Source organism: Methanomassiliicoccales archaeon (genome assembly GCA_036504055.1).
Classification (GTDB): Archaea; Thermoplasmatota; Thermoplasmata; order Methanomassiliicoccales; family UBA472; genus DASXVU01.
The window spans coordinates 1-19,354 of record DASXVU010000028.1 but is presented as its reverse complement, the minus strand read 5'-3'; the positions used below and the strand labels follow the sequence as shown (position 1 = coordinate 19,354).

Here is a 19,354-nt window from a genome sequence, read left to right as displayed (position 1 = left end):
ACTTCCAGGACATTCAACGATCTGATCGAAATGGAATGGATCCCTGGGCTTGGGGAAGGGAACCGATCTGGTCAAATGCCGCAGCACATCTCCGCCTTTATCGTCGTGCCTTTGTCCAGCGTGTTCCTTCTGGCATACATCAACATGCGCCAGCTCTGTTCGCACGAGGTACCGCTCGAACCCGCCATCATCCTTTCTCCCTTTGGGGCATTGAGCAGCATGTTCGGCCCCGAAAACGAGAAGGATTGCCGGTCGACGACCTTGGAGGTGAATACCTCCCAGCAGCCCTGGTCCCCCTTCTCCTGAAGGGTCAGTATGTCCTTTGCGTAGCGTTTCGCCGCGGCCTTTGCCGCACTCTCGCCCTCCAGAATTCGGTTGAACTGGTCCCTGCCGTCCAAAGTGACCATGACCACGAAAGTGTCTGCCATCTCTCTTTCCTCCATCCATCCTTTTCGTTCTGTTTCATTTTCCAAGCGTCCTTGATTGCATCTTCATGTATTGGGTCAGATACCACGGTGAACCGGAGTTCTTGCCGGTGCTGCCCGATTGTTTCCATCCGCCGAAAGGCTGGGCCCCTACCATGGACCCGGTGGTCGCCCCCCGTCGGCGGTTCGCGTACACCACCCCCGCCTCGATGTTCTCGAAGAAGTGGTCCAGCTCATTGTGGTCCCGGCTGTATATCCCCGCGGTCAAACCATACTCCACGTCGTTCGCCATACGGACCGCATCCTCGAACTTGCGGTACTTCTGCACGCACAGGATCGGCACGAACAGCTCCTGTTTGACCAGTTTGTGGTCTTCCGGCAGGTTCTCCACTATGGTCGGTTCGACGTAGAACCCGCGGCCCAGATCGCCGTCCTCCACGTGCTTCCCCCCGGTCACCTTGCCCCCGTCCCTCTGGGCGATCTCGACGTATTCGTCGAACTTCTGGCGGGCCTCGCCATGTATCAGCGGCCCGAGCACCGTGTCGTTCTCCCTGGGATCGGCCACCTTGAGCGATCGGACGGTGTTCACCAGCAACTTCATGAACTCCTTGTAGACCTTCTCCTGTACATAGACGCGCGAAAGGGCCGAGCATTTCTGCCCACAGTAGGTATAGGCCGAACCGATCACGCCCGGGATGGCCTGGCCCAGGTCGGCCTTGTCAGAGACGATGCATGGGTTCTTGCCGCCCATCTCCGTTATGACCGGAATAGGGTACCGCTTCGGGTTCATGGAGATCAGCTCGTAGCCGACCTGCTTCGATCCGGTGAAGGCTATTCCGTTTATCTCTGGATGTCGGACCAGGGCGTCCCCCACCTCGCCTCCCGACCCTGAGACCACGTTCAGCACCCCTGGAGGCAGTCCCGCCCTCCATAGCACGTCGTACAGCAGGTATGGCATCATGGGGGCGGCGGAGGAGGGTTTGAGCACCACCGTGTTCCCTGTGATGAGTGCCGCCGCCGTCATCCCGGTGGTTATGGCCATGGGGAAGTTGAACGGTGCTACGACCGCGAACGCTCCCCATGGCACCATGACGCTGATAGGGAACTCGTCATCATATGCAGGCTTCGTGTCCTCGACAAAGCCGTTATATTCCGCCATGGTGTCCGTGTAGTAACGGACGAAGTCGACCGCTTCGTCGACCTCCGCCACCGCCTCATACCGGTTCTTGCCGGCATCCATCGTCAACGCGGCGGCCAGTTCGAACTTCTCCGAGTTCATGATCTCGGCCGTCTTCTTGAATATCGCCAAACGTGAGTCCAGGTCCATGCGCCGCCATTTGGGGGCGGCCTTTCGGGCCGCATCGACGGCGGCGTTGACATCCTCCTTCGTTCCCTTCGGGAACCGACCGACCACGATGCTGGTGTCGACCGGGCTGAGGTCGTCGAAGTATTTTTCCGTCCTGACCGTTTTCCCGTTGATGAACATCGGATAATCAGTGGTCTCTCCCTTCAGGCATTCCAGATTAGAGACCGCCCTTTCATATCTCACGTGAAAATGGCTCTCGTCCCTGGCATTGACCATGGTCAGGAACGTGTTCTCGCTCTTGAACGGCATCTTGACGTCACCGCACTGAATCAGTCAAGGTGCTGGTAGTTAATTGATTTCTGACGAAACGACGGGATTGGCCCATCGGTTCCATTCCTTCGTCATCACCGGGTTCCATTATCGAGTCGTTTGGTGAGCAAAGAAGATGCCTGGTTGCTCCACTTCCTTATGGGATAAATATATCCATGAAGGAATGCATTGCGAAGACAGTGCATTTTATGGTATCAAGCCGAACCCTTCTCAAGATCACCCTGGTGATCGCAGCGCTCATGGTCGTGTCGTCGGTGATCGTCACCTCTCCCATTGAAGCCAAGTCACAATCCGTTCAGTGGACCTACCAGGGCGGGTCAAACGTCATCGCCAGTTACCCCGCGCTTTCGCCGACCGGAAATCTCTTTGTCTATTCCTCCGACGGGACGAACGCGACGATCTACAACATCTCTCCCGAAGGCAAGGGTCTCTGGAACAGCGTGGTCGCCCTTACCAGCACGCCCCAGTTCGGTCCTGACGGGACATTGTACGTATTGGTCAAGGTGACCGCGAACACCAACGTCAACGGGACCGGGCTCATGGCCCTGAACACCGCGGGGATCATGAAATGGGCGTACGTGATTCCCGGAGTCTCGTACAGCATGAAGGTCCTGCCGGACGGGGGTGTCGTGCTTGGGGCCAAGCCGATGTGGTCTGGCCAACACAATCTGATATGTCTGAACGCCGATGGAAGCGAGCGCTGGACCAAGGGCAGCTACATCGCCAACACCTCGAACCCGGTCTCTTATCCACTTGCCATCCGCGGAAACGATGTCCTCGTTGCCAACACCACGTTCGTGGGCAGATCGTCGATAACGGAGTACGCTCCGGACGGAAGCTCGGTCCGGACCTTCAAAACGGATTTCACGCCAGAGTTCGATGTCTTCTTCGCTCTGGATGGAACGATGCGCGCGGTGGGCTACAATTTCTCCAGGACGACCGACTATGCCTACCTTTATGCATTGAGCGACAACGGTTCGTTCATGTGGGCCGCCCAGCTTAACGCCCAGTTCGAGGGCATGACCATCCTTCGGGACGGAACGACGGTCTACGCCGAATTGGCCGGCTCGACCGGCTCGAACCTGAACGTCTATGCCGTGGATGCCAATGGGAAGTCGCTCTGGAGAAGCGTCAATGCCAAGACCGTGCCGGTCGCTTTCCAGAACGGCCTGCTTCTGGCCAATTCCACCGCATTGATGCTGGTGGACCGGGATGGCGGAGTAATCTGGAAGCTTGACGGGTCCTTCGGCGGCCAGCCCGTGGTGAACGGGAACACCATCTATGTCGGCAGCGGCAGTATCCTCCTAGCCATATCCGAATCCGCATGGAAGATGACCTGGCAGCCGATCGTGATAATCGTGGTCATCATGGCCGCCGCGTTCGGGGTCATACTGTTGGGGGGAAGATCTGGCCAGTCAAATTCGGTATGATCGCGATCCCCAAAGCAACTGACCGCAAACTCCTTCCGACCTTTCTACCGATCCTCGACTAGGATGCGGCCATGACGGTATGGTAGGTATCGACACCGTTTAGTTTCCTCTTCGAGCGCCATTTATATGTGGGATGAGGGTTTGTCCATACACCATCCATCAATCTAGGAAAAAATCAAATAATCAATCAATGGTCATTTCTCAATGGAGATGGGGAAGTCGAAATATGGGGCTGTTCCGTGATGCATCGAGGCAGACAATTGCTCCTTGACCGGCTGTCCTTCGGGCTCACTGAAGAGCAGGAAAGGACCTTCAGGCAGTACAGCCTTCCCAACGACATCCGCCAGGCCAGGATCGGAATATTGCTGATCTTCATTCCTATCCTTGTTTACGTCTTCAACGACTATCAGTTCTTCGGCTTTTCCGGGGAGTTCTTCGGCCTGGCAGCGCTGCGGGCCAGTTTGGCTGCCTACAGCATAGCGTTGTACTATTACCTGGAGAGAATGACCGATCATCGCACCTACGATCTGTCCATCACCACCTGGCTCATCGTCTCCACCGTCTTCAATCTGATCATCAACCTTTCCCGCCCCCAGAACTACGTGATCCATGTCATCGTGGTCGCGGTGTTCGTTTTCATGATATTCCTGATCATCCCCAACAGGTTCCGTATCCAGATCATCTTGGCATACTCTCTTGCAGCGGGAGAATCGCTCATCGTGATCTTCTCGGCACAACCCCCGATCATGGTCCTGTTCCCCATATTGGTCAGCATGGCGTTCGTCTGCGCCATCGGTTCCATAAGTTCCTGGCAGCTCCAGGACCAGCGCAGGAGGGGATATCAGGAGATCATTGACCGCCTGAGGGCGGAACAGGCGTTGATCCAGGAGAAGGACAGATTGACCTCCCTAGTGGACAGCATCAGTGATGAGGTCTGGTTCGCGGACTCGGAGGGAAGGTTCACCCTCACCAATCCCTCAGCCGCCAAAGAGTTCGTCCTGAACTCGGCGTCCGTCGGTATATCCGTGGAGAAGGTCGCTTCGGGGATGGAGGTCCTACGCGTCGACGGGAGCCCGCGCCCGCTGGAGGAGGCCCCGCCCCTCAGGGCACTGAAGGGAGAGGTGGTCAAGTGCCAAGAAGAGATCGTGCGGACACCGTTGAAGGGTGAGCTGCGTTACCGGCAGGTCAGCGCGTCCCCGGTTCGGGACGCTAACGGCAGCATCATCGGGTCTGTCTCCATCGTCCGTGACATCACGGACAGCAAGCTGGCGGAGAAGGAGCGCGAGACCACCATCGAGTTCCTCCGTCTGGTCAATGAGAGCCATTCCACCAAAGAACTGATCCATGCCGCCACCGCGTTCTTCCAGAAGCAATCCGGTTGCGAGGGGGTCGGGATCCGGCTGAAGGAAAAGGAAGATTACCCTTACTACGAGACGACTGGGTTCTCCGCCGATTTCGTGATGAAGGAGAGCCGGCTGTGCACCTATGACAATGATGGGCAGATCGGTCGGGACAGCGATGGATATCCCATCTTTGAATGCATGTGCGGTAACGTGATCCAGGGACGATTCGATCCGTCCAAGCCGTTCTTCACTGCCCGTGGCAGCTTTTGGACAAACAACACCACGGCATTGCTGGCGACCTCCACTGAGGAGGACCGGCAGTCGAGGACCAGGAACCGCTGCAATGGGGAGGAGTACGAATCGGTGGCGCTCATCGCCCTGCGGGTCGGCGAAGAGACCCTCGGCCTGCTCCAGCTGAACGACCGCCGGATCGGGATGTACTCCGATGCGCTCATCGGACAATGGGAAAGGCTGGCCGGGTATCTAGCGGTGGCCTTGGCCAAGTTCCGCACCGAGGATGAGCTCAAGGAGAGCAGAAGGGATTTCGAGTCGCTTTTCTATGCCAGCAATGAAGGGATAGCGCTGCATCAGATGGTCTACGACGAGGACCGGATTGCCATCGACTACAGGATCGTCAAGGTGAACGCGGCCTTCGAGGCCACCACCGGTATACCGAAGGAAAAGGCCACCGGCGCGCTCGCCTCGGAACTGTACGGGACCGGCGACGCTCCTTATCTGGAGACCTACCAGAAGGTGGCCGAGACCGGAGAGCCGGCCTCCTTCGACGAGTTCTTCCCGCCCATGGGAAAGCATTTCCGGATATCGGCCTTCTCACCGGTCAGGGGGCAGTTCGCCACGGTCTTCGTAGACATCTCCGCCCTCAAAGAGCTCGAGCACGCGCTCAAGGACCGCGCCGACGAATTGGTCCGTTCAAATGAGGAGCTCCAGCAGTTCGCGTACGTGGCCTCGCACGACCTCCAGGAACCTCTGCGGATGGTCATCAGCTACCTTTCCCTGCTTGAAAGGAGACACTCGGATCGCCTGGACAGCGAGGCCAAGGAATACATGGACTATGCCACACTGGGCGGCAAGAGGATGAAGAGCCTGATCGACGATCTTCTGGAGTATTCCCGGGTGGAGACGAAGGTCCGGCTGACGAACAAGGTCGATATGAACCGGATAGCGCACGAAACGCTCATGATCTATGACCTGGCGATCAATGAAAGCTACGCCAAGATAGTGTTGGACAGCCTGCCGGTGGTGACGGGCGACGCCCTTCAGCTCGGACAGGTGATGCAGAACTTGCTGGCCAACGCCCTGAAGTTCACACGGCCGGACGTGCAACCGCTGATCCGCATCAGCTGTACGGAGGATCGTCGCAGATGGATATTCTCCGTGAAGGACAACGGGATCGGGATGAACATGGATTATTCCACCCGCATCTTCCAGATGTTCCAGAGACTGCATACGCCTGGCATGTACGAGGGCACCGGCGTGGGGCTGGCGATCGTGAAGAAGATCGTGGAACGTCATGGGGGCAGGGTCTGGGTGGAATCGGAGGAGGGGGTAGGGTCAACGTTCTACTTCTCGATCCCTAAGGACGAGGAGAACTAGGCTGCATCCTTACAGCCATCGGACTGAGACCGTCGTCCGATCTTATCCATAACGGCATCGACCGTCACAATTCCTGGAGATCAGCCAATGGAAGGAGACCGACCGATGGAGAGCGAGGTCTCCGCCTTGACCGAAGGGATGAGCATGACACCGGCAAAATCGGCCCCCGGAGCGAAAACGAATGCCGTATACTCGACCCCGGTGACGCTGGAGCGGATCGATATGGTCTGCGGTATCCCCGAGCGTATGACATCATCGATGACCCCAGCCAGTTCGGTCCCTTCAGGGGTGCTCTCCGCGATGGCGCCCACCTCCATGCCCACGATCCTGGCGTCGAACCCGTTGGCGGTGAGGAACGCGTTGCTGGCGCCACCGACCGTCAAGCGGTGCCCGTTCCCTTCCGGCTCCCTCGTCACCACCAAGGTTGGACGGTCCATCATGGTGAAGCGTTCCAAGAACATCTTCTTCATCTTGACCTTGGCGAGCTGATATTCATCGTTCTCCTGACCTCTCAGCAGATGGTGCAACGCGAACGAAAGGTCCTCGGCGATCTCAGCCAGCACGGACAGCTCGTCCGGCGAGAAGAGCTCACGGGATAGGGTGACCGAGAACTGACCGAAGATGTTGCCCCCATAGACGAGCGGTTTTGCCACATGTATGTGGTCATGCGGATATCCGTTCAGAGGGCATTCTGGGCAGGTGTCCTGGGGCACCTCGTTGACAATAGTGTCCTGCCCTGAGAGGATGTGGCCGGAGCATCGCGGGTACACCTTGTTCAATAATCTTCCGTGCACCTCCTCAAAAGGCTTCCCGACGCCGGTCTCGACCGTGCGCATGGGGTTGCGCCCATCGTCGAAGATGACCGCCCAGGCCGTGGAGTAACCGCGTTCGACCGCGATGTCGCAGGCCTTCTTGAGCAGCATCATCGGATCGGTCTCGGTGGTGATGCACTTGTTGATCTGCCTGATGGCCTTGAGGACGTTGATAAGATGGGAAATGCGTCTCTCGTCCTGCTTGCGCCCGGTTATGTCATAGGCGTTCACCAGGACCTCGTTCATCACACCATCCTTCTTGAGCACCTGGCCCTTCATCTCCATGAAACGCGGGGAACCGTCCTTGTGCCTCATCCGCGCCTGCATGGTGAAATTCATGTCCGGGGACATCGATGGCTTTCCCACCCGGGGCCGGAAGTCGAACTCCGTCGGGTCGATGAAGAATTCCCGGACGTTCTTCCCTATGAAATCCTCCGGTTCATAGCCGAGTATACGCCTGAGCGAATTGGATACGAAAGTGAGATGGCCGGTCAGGTCCGAGAGCGCTATTATCTCGGACTGGTTCTCTATCATCGTGCGGAACCGGCGGGCGTTATGCTCGAGCGCCTCCTCCGCCTCCTTCCGGGCCGTGCATTGCCTGATGGCATTGATCAGCTCTGCGAACTGGCTTTGGGCGTCGCCGCCTTTCTTGATGTAGAAATCGACCCCGTGCCGCATGGCCTCGATGACCACTTCCTCCCTGCCCTTGCCGGTGAAGAGGATGAACGGAGTGGTGATGCCAATGATGCGCAACCGCTTGAAGAACTCCAGACCGGTCATTTCCGGCATCATGTAGTCGGAGACGATGATGTCGAAATGCTTGTCGTTAAGCAGGACCAGGGCTTCCACCGGATTAACCTGCGTGGTGACCTGGACGTCGGGCTCCAGCTCAAGAAATTCCTTTCCCAGTTCGAGAAGTGCTGGCTCATCGTCAACGTATAAGAGTTCCATTGGTCCCCACCAATAAGATCCTAATTCACCCGACCGCGGTCAGTGATTAAAGGATTTCCGTTCTGAACGATGATTTCACAGAATCACGTTGGTGTCTAGAGGTCGATTTCTATTGACGAACCATCGCTCTTGGAGATTCTGGACGTGAGAGTTAAATATTAGACCTGAAAACTAAATGGAATATTTGTCGACAAATCTATGTTTCTCCGGATCCGGTCCTTGGTCCTGCCCAGCCGGTCGATGACATATTCTCAAGCCTGCATAGCATTATATTCGGCCACGATAATCAAACGACACGACCTATGAAGCATGGGACACCGAAAATTCTCATCATGACCCTGGTGCTCATCATTCTTACGAGCGGCATCAATCTTATTCAGGGGTCAATCATCTCAGATCCGTCATCATCCGTTCGGTCCGATGTACCTGAGGACCCCGATGATCCATTTGACGGAATCGAGGTCAAGTATCACCTGGCCACCGAACATGACATAGAAATCATGAAGGAACGGCTGATCGGCAACCGGTATGGCGCGGTCTCTCCGACCATCTCAGGATCGGGCAGCGTCGCCCCTATCGGCCTGTCTGCAATGACCGCAGAGCACCTGGACAAACTGGTCGGTAAGATCGCTGTGTTCGATGGATATGGTGAAGGACCGCTTCCGGCATCTCCTTCCACTTACGATATCTCATCCCAACCCTACTTTCCAGAGGTGAGGGACCAGGGCGTGATAGGTGCCTGTGCGGCCTTCTCGGTCATCTACTACAACTATGGCTACTTGGAGGCATTGGACAATGGCTGGTCCGATGCTTGCCTGGGGAACGAGGAACATCTGCTGAGCCCCGGATGGGCGTACAACAAGGTGGTCGTGAATGGAGGCGGCTCCATCATAGCCGACGAGGCCCTGGTGGCGAAGACGATCGGGGTCTGCACCTGGAACCTGATGCCGTATGACAGCTCGGACTATGTGGACTGGGGTAATGAGGCGGCCTGGAGGGACGCACCCTCGCATCGTATAGACAACGTCGTTTACTATCCATATTCCAGCGTCACCACGGTGGACGACATCAAGCGCTCTCTGGCCTCCAACCATCCAGTGACCATCGCTATCAACGCCACCGAGATCAGCGGTTCCCCGGCGGTGGCGTTCGAGGATGGCAACTTCGTCCTCTCCTCCGATGAATACCTCCCTTCGGAGACGGACCACTCGGTCACCATCGTTGGATATGACGACAGCATCACCGATGACGGTGACGTGGGAGCGTTCAAAGCGGTCAACTCCTGGGGGACCTCGTTCGGCAATAGCGGCTATTTCTGGATCACCTACAGAACGATGGACGCGATCGGCGACCTGCTCCAGGCGGTCTCGATGACCGACCGGATCGACTATCAACCATCAAGCCTGGCGGTGTATCATTTTGATTGGTCTCCCACCTATGATGCGCCGATCACGTTCTCGGCCGTGTATAACTCCAACGGCACGGCGGTGGCGGAGATCTCCCCGTACCTTTACTCGAACTCATACGCCTTCATGCCCTCCTTCATGTGCCAAGATATCTCCGAACTCTCGGAATATCTGATGGACGAGGCCTACAGCATCAGGATGGAGGTGGGCGATTCCTACACTGGCGGCACTATTTCCTCATACCGTCTGGAGATGTATACTGAACCATATCTTGACGGAAGGGCATCGGAGATCGGCCCGGAAGCGCAGGACCTTCCAGTGAGCACCCCGGCGGAGCTGACCGCGCAGCTTCCCGCCAATACGGTCGTGTCGCCCTCCGAGGCATTGTCCTATTTCGACGGGGCGCTCACGTTCGCCGGAGGGACGCAGTGGGTCGGGGTGAGGAATGCTCAGAGCAGGGAGCATGTCATGCAGAGCGGCGATGTCGGCGACTCCAGCAGCTCCACGCTGGTCGCCTATGTCTGGGGGCCGGGGACCCTCTCCTTCGACTGGTGCGTGTCCTCGGAACCTGAGTTCGATTATCTCAGCTATTATCTGGAAGGTTCGCTGGTCGAGAAGATAGATGCGGAGACCTCCTGGGCCACGGTGACCACCACCGTTCCTTCCGGGATCCATGAGTTGAAATGGACCTACGCCAAGGACGAGCACACCAGTTCCGGCAGCGACTGCGGCTGGATCGACAATATCACATGGGATGGGAGGTCCACCATAATGTTCGAGGACTTCGAGGCCCTTGGAAGAGGTGATTGGTTCGGTGAAGACTCCAACCCCGATTCCGGGACCGACGGTTGGAACACCAGCACCATGCAGTCTGGATCCGGCAGGCAAAGCCTGTGGTGCAGCGGATCGGGGATCGGTTGGAATGGCCTCCCGAACCTGATGAACGGTTACTATGACAGAAACATGAACGCTTCGGTCAGCGTGGCAATTCCCGATCTGAGCGGAGTGACCGACGCCAGGCTCTCCTTTGAGTATTGGGCCATGACCAACGGCACGGACCATGCGTATGCCCGCATCTATGATGGCCATGGTTGGAGCACTGTCTGGATTCAGCCTCTTGACATCACCGAAGGATGGGTGCGTGAAGACATGACCATCCCGGTGACCGCCCAGGCGTTGGAGTTCCGCTTTGTCAGTGATGATGACCTTGACATTGGATATCCTGGAGTCTTCGTTGATGACATCATGGTGACAGTCTCGGACGCGACCCCGCCCTCCTCGTGGATGAGCCCGCTGCCCACCTACATCACTGGATCGAGCATAGCCCTGACCTGCACGGCGAACGATGTGGGCACCGGAATATCCTATGTCCAGATATACTATCGAGAGGGAACGGCGGGCATCTACTCCCTGTATGCCACGGCTGACCATCCATCGGGCCGCTGGACACCGGGAACAATTGATTTCAACCTGACGGAACTGGCCATCGATGACGGGCTGTACCAGTTCTATTCCATCGCGACCGACCGGCCGGGCAACCAGGAGCCGGTTCCGGCTAGCGCCGATGCCTCTACCATCCTGGACGGATCGGCCCCCACGACCGTTATGACGATGAGCGGCATCGCTTCACCAGGATGGAACAATGGGCCGGTGATGGTGACATTGACCGGGACGGATCGGACCAGTGGTGTCTTATCCACATCCTACCGCATAGGCTCAGAACCGTGGACCGCTTATTCGGGCCCCTTCGAATGTTCCATTCCAGGCATCTATCTGGTGCAATACTATTCCACCGACCGGGCCGGCAACGCCGGGAGCATGGAAGTGGCGACCATCCAGATCGATGGCCAGAAGCCAGCATCATCGGCGACCGTCCACGGCGTCACAGGGGACGGGGGATGGTTCGTTTCCAACACGACCCTCAGCATCAGTGCGGCCGACGGATTGAGCGGCATTCAGAACATCGAGTACAGCCTGGATGGGGACGTATGGAAGACCTATTCCGGGTCAGTGAACATCACCGGGCAGGGAGATCATACGGTGCAGTTCATGGCAACGGATATGGCCGGGAACCGGGAGGATATCGGCTCCACGACCTTTAGGATCGACAGGGAGGCACCGGTCAGCACGTGCACGGTTACCGGCCCAGGTGACCCGACCCAGATGATGTTCAACGATACCGTGAACGTCACCCTCGCCGCCCAGGACCCGGTCAGCGGGCTTTCACTGGTGCAATACACCCTTGATGGAGGCGCCTGGACAGAATACAGTGACCGGTTGACCATAGCGAACATCGGATACCACATCCTCAGCTACCGCAGCCTGGACCAGGCCGGTAACAGCGAGGTACAACGCTGGGCCAACTTCACGGTGGACAGGACCGCTCCGTCAAGCAGCGCCATGATCGATGCCGGGCAGGGGACGGCGGGCTGGTATGTCGGTAATGTCACGATCGTCCTGAACGCGTCCGATCCGGGAAGCGGGGTGGGCGGCACCTACTATTGCTGGCTCCAGGGGGCGGTGAACGGTCCGTCATGGATCAGGTATTCTGGACCGATAACGGTGACGGAAGAGGGGGCGCTGAGCCTTGCGTACCGCACCGTCGACCGGTCCTTGAACGCTGAACCGGTGCGGTATCTGAACCTCAGCGTCGACCGGAACGCACCGAACAGCGTGGTCGTGTTGAACGGTGTCTCGGGAACCAACGGATGGTTCACCGGAACGGTCATGGCATCGGTCTCCGTCAACGATTCTGGAAGCGGGGTCAGCACGAAGGGTTACCGTCTTGATGGGGGAGATTGGACGGATGATGACTATCCGTTCGTGATATCCGGTGACGGCAACCATACCATCGAGGTCCTCTCCATCGACAACGCCGGCAACGAGGAGCAAATAAAAACGTTCATGGTCAGGATCGATTCGGTCAAGCCCACCGCAGAGCTTTCAATGAAGAATGGCACCGTGGTCAACGGCACGTCGGTCCTGGTGAACCTGACCGTAGGTGACGAAGGGAGCGGAATACTCACCAAGGTATACAGGATTGACGGCCAGGGCTATGCACCGATCTCCGGGAATTCCATCCGCCTTTCCGACCTGAAGAATGGCCATCACCTGCTTACCATCGAGGTGACGGACGGGGCGGGCAACGCGCTGGTCAAGGAGATCGGTTTCGAGGTTGACGCGAAGAATACCGGTTCCCCGACCGACCTGGCACTTATCGCCATATCCATGATCGGCGGGTCGGCGGTCGTGGCAGCGTTCCTGCTGATCAGAAGGCATAGGAAGATCTGATCCACCAGGTCGCCGCACCATTGTACCCATGGCATGTCTGGCCGGTCTCATGGCGGTCCATCCTCCTCGCGAACAATGCCGCTCATCCCGGATGAGTTATCCTCATCTAATCAGGAGGACATAGCGGTCAGGGAAGGTCAGATGAGGGGAAGGACATGGTGAGCGAACAGACGAGGATGGGAAAGTGACATCTCTTCGCTATATAATTCTGGGATCCTCCGGTCTTCCGAACTCACTTCGGATAAGCCACACAGTTCAACTTGCATGGCATTTACGGATTCCGAGGAGCGTTTGCCGATGAAATCGAAGAACGTGAAGATCTTCCTGATGGCATTGTTGTTGGAACTGGCTCTGTTCCTGGTGTCGTTCCGGCTCCTGGAGGACGGCATTGTATTCTGGTATTTCTCAGCAGGTCTGGCCCTGCATATCAGCCTGACCATCACGGCCGCAATCACCGCCATCCTGATCTATAACCGGAGGTCCGATAGGATCGGGACGGAGCTCGATCCGGACGACGTCGCCGGATTGATCCAAGAGCATCTTGGAGGGATAGGATATTCGGTCGGATGGACCGACCAGAAGGTCACGGTCCTTCTGGACCACGACCGGAATGTCAGGATAGAGGTGCGCGAGACCGAGAAGGGGAGCGAACTTCTGGCCTATCCCGCCCTCACCACAGACGGTCTCGGATCCATGGTCTCCTACGGCATAATACTGCCATTCTGCGGACTGGTGGCGATCTGGATGTCGATCAGGTCGATAGGGAAAACAGAGCAGTTCAGCAGCAATGTTCTACGGCCTACGCTCATGTACCTCGAGGCCAGGGAGAAGGCCAAGCCTAAAGGATCGGAGCGGCAGGAGGTCGGATCGGTGATCACCACCACTCTGAAGAAGGCCAACCATTTGGCCACAGAGGCGTTCCTGGCGTTGAACGCAAGCTACGCCGATTCCAAATGGACATTCCCCCTGGTCGGGTTCATTGCCTATGCCGCCCTGTTCTTCACCTTGGCCCTTGCGAGGGATATCAATGCACCCTGGCCTTCCTACTATTCCTTCTTCCTGGAGTTCATGCTGGTGGCGTTCGTGGCCATCGTCGTCCTGTCATTGATCTGGCTGAGGCTGCGCTTCCGTCAGGAATCGAACGAGGTGAACAAACGGATCGGAGAGTTGCAGGCGGCCATATCCCGGGAGGAAGGAACGGTCATGGTGGCGGACGGTGACGAGGCGGCGCTGGAGACCCTCCTCAACGTCTGCCCCGACCTGCCGCGATGGACCAAGTATCGCAGCAGGAACTTCTACCTGAGGAACCCGGGGACCGCGACCGTTCTGGGATGGTCGATGTTCTTGCTTTTCATGGTCTGGTCGGCCTTTTCCTCAGCTGGATTTGGACTACCGGCGGCGATCATCTTCATCATAGCTCTGGCCTCGTTGTACCTGATCACCAAGTGGAGGAACATCCGGTCGGACCGGAGGACTCTGGAACAGTGGAGGTCCCGGATCGGCACGCTCAGGGAAGACATCGAGAAGAAGCTCCAGGAGCTGTGACGGATGAGCGATCTGGAAAGACCGGACATCTATGTTCTGTCACGCCTCCTGGACCGGCTGTGGAAGGAGAATGGACCGATGCTGCGGACGCGGCTGCAGGTGGCCGCGAACGTCAGCTACGACAACCTGATCCGCTATCTGGACTGGATGCTGGTGCGCGAGCTGATATCGCTGACCGAGGAGGAGGGCCGTCAGACCATCCTCCTAACGCCGAAGGGACGGGAAGCATACCGGACAGTGGTTCTGTGGGTCAATGAGATGGTGACCGAACAGACCAGGAAAAGAAGGTGAACCATCAGCTCACGACGGTATGCTTATGCAGCACCAAGGCATCCGGGTAGGTGTAGCATTCCTGTAAAATGTAATTGCCACGGTCAAGGTCATCCCAGGTTCCGGTCATGGTGGTCTCATAGAAAGTGAATGTTCCTTTTACGTCCCCGGACTGGCTGATCCACAGGGTGTTGCCGCTCAGTCGTCCATCATAGTGCTCCGGCGAGGGATCGGGCAAATATAACGAGCTGTTCTGGACGGTGTTGGAGATGACAAAATAGTTCATCTGCACTTCCACGACCGCTGGATCTGATGTACCGGTGATCATGAACGTCACCATCCGCTCCTCTTGTCCCACATCATGGAGCTGTTCGCTTAGCTAGTCGGTCTTCATGTTGAAGATGGTGACGCTAGACGTCTCCCAAGTGCCTTCCAGAGGCCCGGCGATGCGGTCCCCCGTCTGATCGGAGCTCGAGGCGTTCAGAGCGACCGATACCAAGACCGAAAGGAGAATGATTACCACGCCAATGCCGGCGATCATTACGTAGTTCGGCTGCTTCTTTCTGTACAGGTTGGATTGTGAGGTAACATCCTGCTGCACAGGAGGCCGATGCTGCGGCTGGCTCTGCCTGCGAAGTTCGTCAGGGGAGGGCTTGGGCCCATTCTCCTCAGACCAGATAATGCCGCAGTTATAGCAGGCGATGGCGCCTGTCGGACAGTCTGCCCCACACCATGGACATCTCATGCGATGACTTCCCCACGGACAAAATATGGCGGAGGGGAGATAAGCGTTTCTCCAGATGCAGAGAGGTGGAGAAATGAGACGCAATTTGTACGAAGATCAGAACCGAACTAGTACGATTTGGAAAGGAGGTCTTAGTTATATCTTATGGACTGAACTTTCCCTTGCTGGTATGTTCTTGACCTATCGCAACATATAAGAGATAGTTAGTCCCAAAGAAAAAAATAGTAATAAAAGGAATGAATCCGTTTGGTACATCTGCAACCATGAGGACTTTCATGAATATTCTCGGTCTCAACTATATTTACCATGATTCGACGGCTTGTGTGGTCAAAGATGGTAGATTAGTGGTTGCGCTTGAAGAGGAAAGGCTGACGCGACAGAAGCACACGGAGGTTTTCCCAAGACAGGCGATAAAGCGCTGTTTGGAGATCGCCGGATTAACTGCCAAGGATATTGACCATATCGCGATCTCCGTCCAGCCGAAACTGGACTGGCCAAAGAAGGCGGCCTATGGGATCAGGACCGGGCGTAGAATATGGCCCTTTGTCGAAGGTCAAGTGCTTGAGCCCAGGCAAAAGCAAAGGGGGTTCCGGGCTTGGTTGGAAGAAACCTTCCCCAAGGATAAGAGACCAGAGATTCATTTTGTCCCTCACCATGTATCTCATGCCGTTGGCTCTTTCTTTGTCAGCCCCTATGAGAGCGCCGCCCTATTGTCGGTTGATGGATCGGGTGAGTGGGCCACGACCTACAAGGGTGTCGGAAAGGCAAATACTTTCAAGTGCTTGTCCCAGGACTATTTTCCGTATTCTCTGGGCTCTGTGTATGAAGCGGCCACTGAATTCTGCGGGTTCAGATCCCATTATGACGAGGGCAAGACGATGGGACTGGCGCCTTTAGGCAATCCAGATACTTTTGGGGAAGCGATCGCAAAAATGTTCTGGACCAATGATGATATGTCCATCGGAGTGGACCTTTCATACTTTAATTACAATTTTGGTCCGGACTATCCGCAACGGTTCGCTAAGAAATTCTACGACACCTTCGGACAGCCCCGCCAGAGGAGCAAGAACGCCAAATTTGAGCAGCATCATTTGGATGTGGCTGCGGCCTTCCAAAAGCAGTTGGAGGAATGCATCCTAAAGATGGCCCGCCAATTGCGGGAACGTACTCACGAAGATTATCTGGTGATCTCCGGCGGAGTCGCCCTGAACAGCGTGACCAACGGCCGGCTGGTGCGGGAGAGCGGCTTCAAGGACCTTTACGTCATGCCGGCGGCCGGTGATAATGGGACGGCCATTGGCGCCGCATATTTTGTTCATAACAGCATTTTGGGCAATCCCCGAACGTTCGTCCACGATGACCCATTCGTAGGCACCGAGTATGCTAATTCATACATTCAAAGGATTCTTGAAGATTGCAAGTTGGAACATCAATATGCCCCAGATGGTGAAATGGAGATCGTGACTGCTGATCTTCTAAGGCAGGGCAACATCGTCGGCTGGTTCCAGGGCCGCATGGAGATCGGACCCCGCGCCCTGGGAAATCGTAGCATACTCGCCAATCCGACCTTGCCGGACATGAAGGACAAGATAAACGCGCAGGTCAAGCATCGGGAAGCGTTCAGACCCTTTGCGCCGTCCTGCCCGATAGAGGACACGCCTCGATTCTTTGAACAGAACGTGGCAGATCCTTTCATGCTGAAAGTGTGCAATGTGCTAAAGTCCAAACAAGAGGTTATACCGGCCGTTACCCATGTGGACGGCACGGCTCGCCTGCAGACGGTTCACCAAGAGACCAACCCGCGCTTTCACCGATTGCTGAAGGAATTTGAAAAATTGAGCGGAGTTCCGGTCCTATTGAACACCAGCTTCAACGTGATGGGGGAACCGATCGTGGAATCACCCGAGGATGCCGTCCGTTGCTTCTTCACCACCGGGCTTGACTATCTGGTGCTGGGCAACTATATCCTGGGCAAGCAGGGAAGGTTAGCCTCCGAGACTACACATCAGCTCATTTGAGCCGAGCGATAAGAGGTCGTCCCATAGTGGCATATCATTTGAAGATCGTTCCCAATGCAAGGAACCTGTTCAGACAAACGGCTCCGGCCAGATAATGAATGGGTCGGAGGCTAATCACCCCTAGCTTGGATTTCTCTTTCAATGGGAATCATAGACTCGTCCCCGAACTTCTATTGATCCGTTCTCAGTTCTGCTTCGGAAGTATGGGGTCTAGAAACCATCAGTCACAGTTGGTCCGTGGCTGCTTGATTGGCCACAACGTGGAAGACGATGGCCCTTCCTGCATCGGTCCCGGGATCTATTAGAACGTTCTGGCCATTAGGATGCTTGTGTAATGATGATGTTTCCATATCGTCGGTGCCCAATGGCCATGGGATACGATCACTGTCCAGTTGTGCCAATCCGATAAGGAACCGGCGGTCGACGTGGCCTTTATCGAGAAAGAATAGGTCCCCGACACTGTCGGTGTACCTGATAGTACTGATCCGGACCAGGTGGCCCAGGAGGGCTTGGTCACCACGGACAGGGTGGAGGACTCGTTGACCTTTGGAGTGTACGAGTAGACAACCCCGATCTTACCGGTCGTGCTAGGATTGTTGGTGAATGTGGGCGCCCAATCGGCCGGGGCAACGACGGTTGGAACGGTTACGGTCCAGTTCTTCCAGCTGGAAAGCGTTCCCGAGGTCGATACTGCTTTGATCGAGAAGGAATAGGATCCAGCGGCTGTCGGAGTTCCGGACATTACAGTGCCGGACCAAGAAGCCCAGGTCGGTTTCGACACCAGGGACAGAGTGGAGGACTCGTTGATGGCTGGAGTATACGAGTAGATTGATCCGATCTTGCCAGTGGTACTGGGGCCATTTGTGAACGTCGGAGCCCAATGAGCGGAAACGATCACTGGAACAGTGACGGTCCAGTTCTTCCAGCTGGAGTGTGTACCGGCGGTCGAAGTGGCCTTGATGGAGAATGAATATGATCCTGCCGCTGCGGGTGTGCCGGACATTACCGTGTCGGACCAAGAAGCCCATGAGGGCTTGACGGCCGCGGACAAGGAAGCAGACTCATTGATCGTTGGAGTGTACGAGTAGATGGACCCTACCTTGCCCGTGACGCTGGGGCTGTTGATGAAGGTTGGAGCCCAATGAGCCGGGGCGATCACTGTAGGTACGGTAACGGTCCAGTTCTTCCAGCTAGACAATGAACCGGCAACCGAAGTGACCTTGATGGAGAATGAATATGATCCTGCAATCGTTGGAGTTCCGGACATTACTGTGCCGGACCATGTGGCCCATGATGGTTTCGATACCAGGGACAGAGTGGAGGACTCGTTGACGGTTGGAGTGTATGAGTAAACGGATCCTATCTTACCGGTCGTGCTGGGGCTGTTTGTGACTGTAGGAGCCCAATGAGCCGGAACGACGACCGTTGGAACAGTGACGGTCCAGTTCTTCCAGCTGGATAGCGTTCCCGAGGTCGATACCGCTTTGATCGAGAACGACCCTGAAGCTGTCGGTGTACCGGACAACACCGTGCCGGACCAAGAAGCCCAGGAAGGTTTGGCGATCACCGATATGGTGGAGGACTCGTTGACGGTTGGAGTGTACGAGTAGATTGATCCTACCTTGCCTGCGGTGCTAGGATTGTTTGTGAAGGTTGGAGCCCAATGAGCGACGACAGGAACTGGAACATTGACTGTCCAGTTCTTCCAGCTGGAGTTTGTACCAGCGGTCGAAGTGGCCTTGATGGAGATCGAGAACGACCCTGAAGCTGTCGGTGTACCGGACAACACCGTGCCGGACCAAGAAGCCCAGGAAGGTTTGGCGATCACCGATATGGTGGAGGACTCGTTGACGGTTGGAGTGTACGAG

14 protein-coding genes are annotated in these 19,354 nt (G+C 56.4%); 8 read left to right on the top strand and 6 right to left on the bottom strand.

What is annotated here, in order from left to right; genetic code table 11:
* Positions 1 to 71: 71 nt before the first annotated feature.
* Together VGK23_06015 and VGK23_06010 are read right to left on the bottom strand one after the other, a co-directional pair.
* Positions 72 to 428 carry a hypothetical protein gene (locus tag VGK23_06015; GenBank protein ID HEY3420090.1) on the bottom strand — a complete coding sequence of 119 codons (357 nt, stop codon included), beginning with the start codon at positions 426 to 428 and terminating at the stop codon, positions 72 to 74.
* A 34-nt stretch (positions 429 to 462) separates the two neighbouring features.
* Positions 463 to 2,040 carry an aldehyde dehydrogenase family protein gene (locus VGK23_06010; GenBank protein HEY3420089.1) on the bottom strand — a complete coding sequence of 526 codons (1,578 nt, stop codon included), beginning with the start codon at positions 2,038 to 2,040 and terminating at the stop codon, positions 463 to 465.
* Positions 2,041 to 2,249: 209 nt separating this feature from the next.
* On the opposite strand from VGK23_06010, the gene VGK23_06005 reads away from it, so the two are divergent.
* Positions 2,250 to 3,491, top strand: coding sequence for a PQQ-binding-like beta-propeller repeat protein (locus tag VGK23_06005; protein ID HEY3420088.1), 1,242 nt, complete (start codon positions 2,250 to 2,252; stop codon positions 3,489 to 3,491).
* Between the two features lie 242 nt (positions 3,492 to 3,733).
* On the top strand, positions 3,734 to 6,448 hold the full coding sequence (locus VGK23_06000) for an ATP-binding protein (GenBank protein ID HEY3420087.1): 2,715 nt from the start codon (positions 3,734 to 3,736) through the stop codon (positions 6,446 to 6,448).
* Positions 6,449 to 6,528: 80 nt separating this feature from the next.
* On the opposite strand, the gene VGK23_05995 is transcribed toward VGK23_06000, so the two are convergent.
* On the bottom strand, positions 6,529 to 8,211 hold the full coding sequence (locus tag VGK23_05995) for a response regulator (protein ID HEY3420086.1): 1,683 nt from the start codon (positions 8,209 to 8,211) through the stop codon (positions 6,529 to 6,531).
* Positions 8,212 to 8,513: 302 nt separating this feature from the next.
* Between VGK23_05995 and VGK23_05990 the strand changes: the two genes are divergently transcribed.
* From VGK23_05990 to VGK23_05980, 3 genes are all read left to right on the top strand, one after another.
* The gene (locus VGK23_05990; protein ID HEY3420085.1) at positions 8,514 to 12,908 is read left to right on the top strand and encodes a C1 family peptidase; all 4,395 of its coding nucleotides are present in this window, start codon (positions 8,514 to 8,516) and stop codon (positions 12,906 to 12,908) included.
* Positions 12,909 to 13,205: 297 nt separating this feature from the next.
* A complete protein-coding gene (locus tag VGK23_05985) occupies positions 13,206 to 14,453 on the top strand; it encodes a hypothetical protein (protein HEY3420084.1) in 1,248 nt (415 codons plus the stop codon).
* A gap of 3 nt (positions 14,454 to 14,456) precedes the next feature.
* A complete protein-coding gene (locus VGK23_05980; protein ID HEY3420083.1) occupies positions 14,457 to 14,744 on the top strand; it encodes a winged helix-turn-helix domain-containing protein in 288 nt (95 codons plus the stop codon).
* Positions 14,745 to 14,748: 4 nt separating this feature from the next.
* On the opposite strand, the gene VGK23_05975 is transcribed toward VGK23_05980, so the two are convergent.
* Both VGK23_05975 and VGK23_05970 read right to left on the bottom strand, forming a co-directional pair.
* Positions 14,749 to 15,063, bottom strand: a complete 315-nt coding sequence (locus tag VGK23_05975) for a hypothetical protein (GenBank protein HEY3420082.1) — start codon at positions 15,061 to 15,063, stop codon at positions 14,749 to 14,751.
* 39 nt (positions 15,064 to 15,102) lie between these two features.
* Positions 15,103 to 15,468, bottom strand: coding sequence for a hypothetical protein (locus tag VGK23_05970; protein HEY3420081.1), 366 nt, complete (start codon positions 15,466 to 15,468; stop codon positions 15,103 to 15,105).
* A gap of 236 nt (positions 15,469 to 15,704) precedes the next feature.
* Here VGK23_05970 and VGK23_05965 point away from each other — a divergent pair, with 236 nt between their 5' ends.
* Positions 15,705 to 17,486, top strand: coding sequence for a carbamoyltransferase C-terminal domain-containing protein (locus tag VGK23_05965; GenBank protein HEY3420080.1), 1,782 nt, complete (start codon positions 15,705 to 15,707; stop codon positions 17,484 to 17,486).
* A gap of 301 nt (positions 17,487 to 17,787) precedes the next feature.
* Here VGK23_05965 and VGK23_05960 read toward each other — a convergent pair whose 3' ends face one another.
* The gene (locus VGK23_05960; protein ID HEY3420079.1) at positions 17,788 to 18,684 is read right to left on the bottom strand and encodes a hypothetical protein; all 897 of its coding nucleotides are present in this window, start codon (positions 18,682 to 18,684) and stop codon (positions 17,788 to 17,790) included.
* 235 nt (positions 18,685 to 18,919) lie between these two features.
* Between VGK23_05960 and VGK23_05955 the strand changes: the two genes are divergently transcribed.
* Complete coding sequence (locus VGK23_05955; protein ID HEY3420078.1) at positions 18,920 to 19,096, top strand: hypothetical protein; 177 nt, start codon at positions 18,920 to 18,922, stop codon at positions 19,094 to 19,096.
* A 78-nt stretch (positions 19,097 to 19,174) separates the two neighbouring features.
* Positions 19,175 to 19,354, top strand: a 180-nt coding sequence (locus VGK23_05950; GenBank protein ID HEY3420077.1) for a hypothetical protein, incomplete at its 3' end; no start/stop codon positions are given.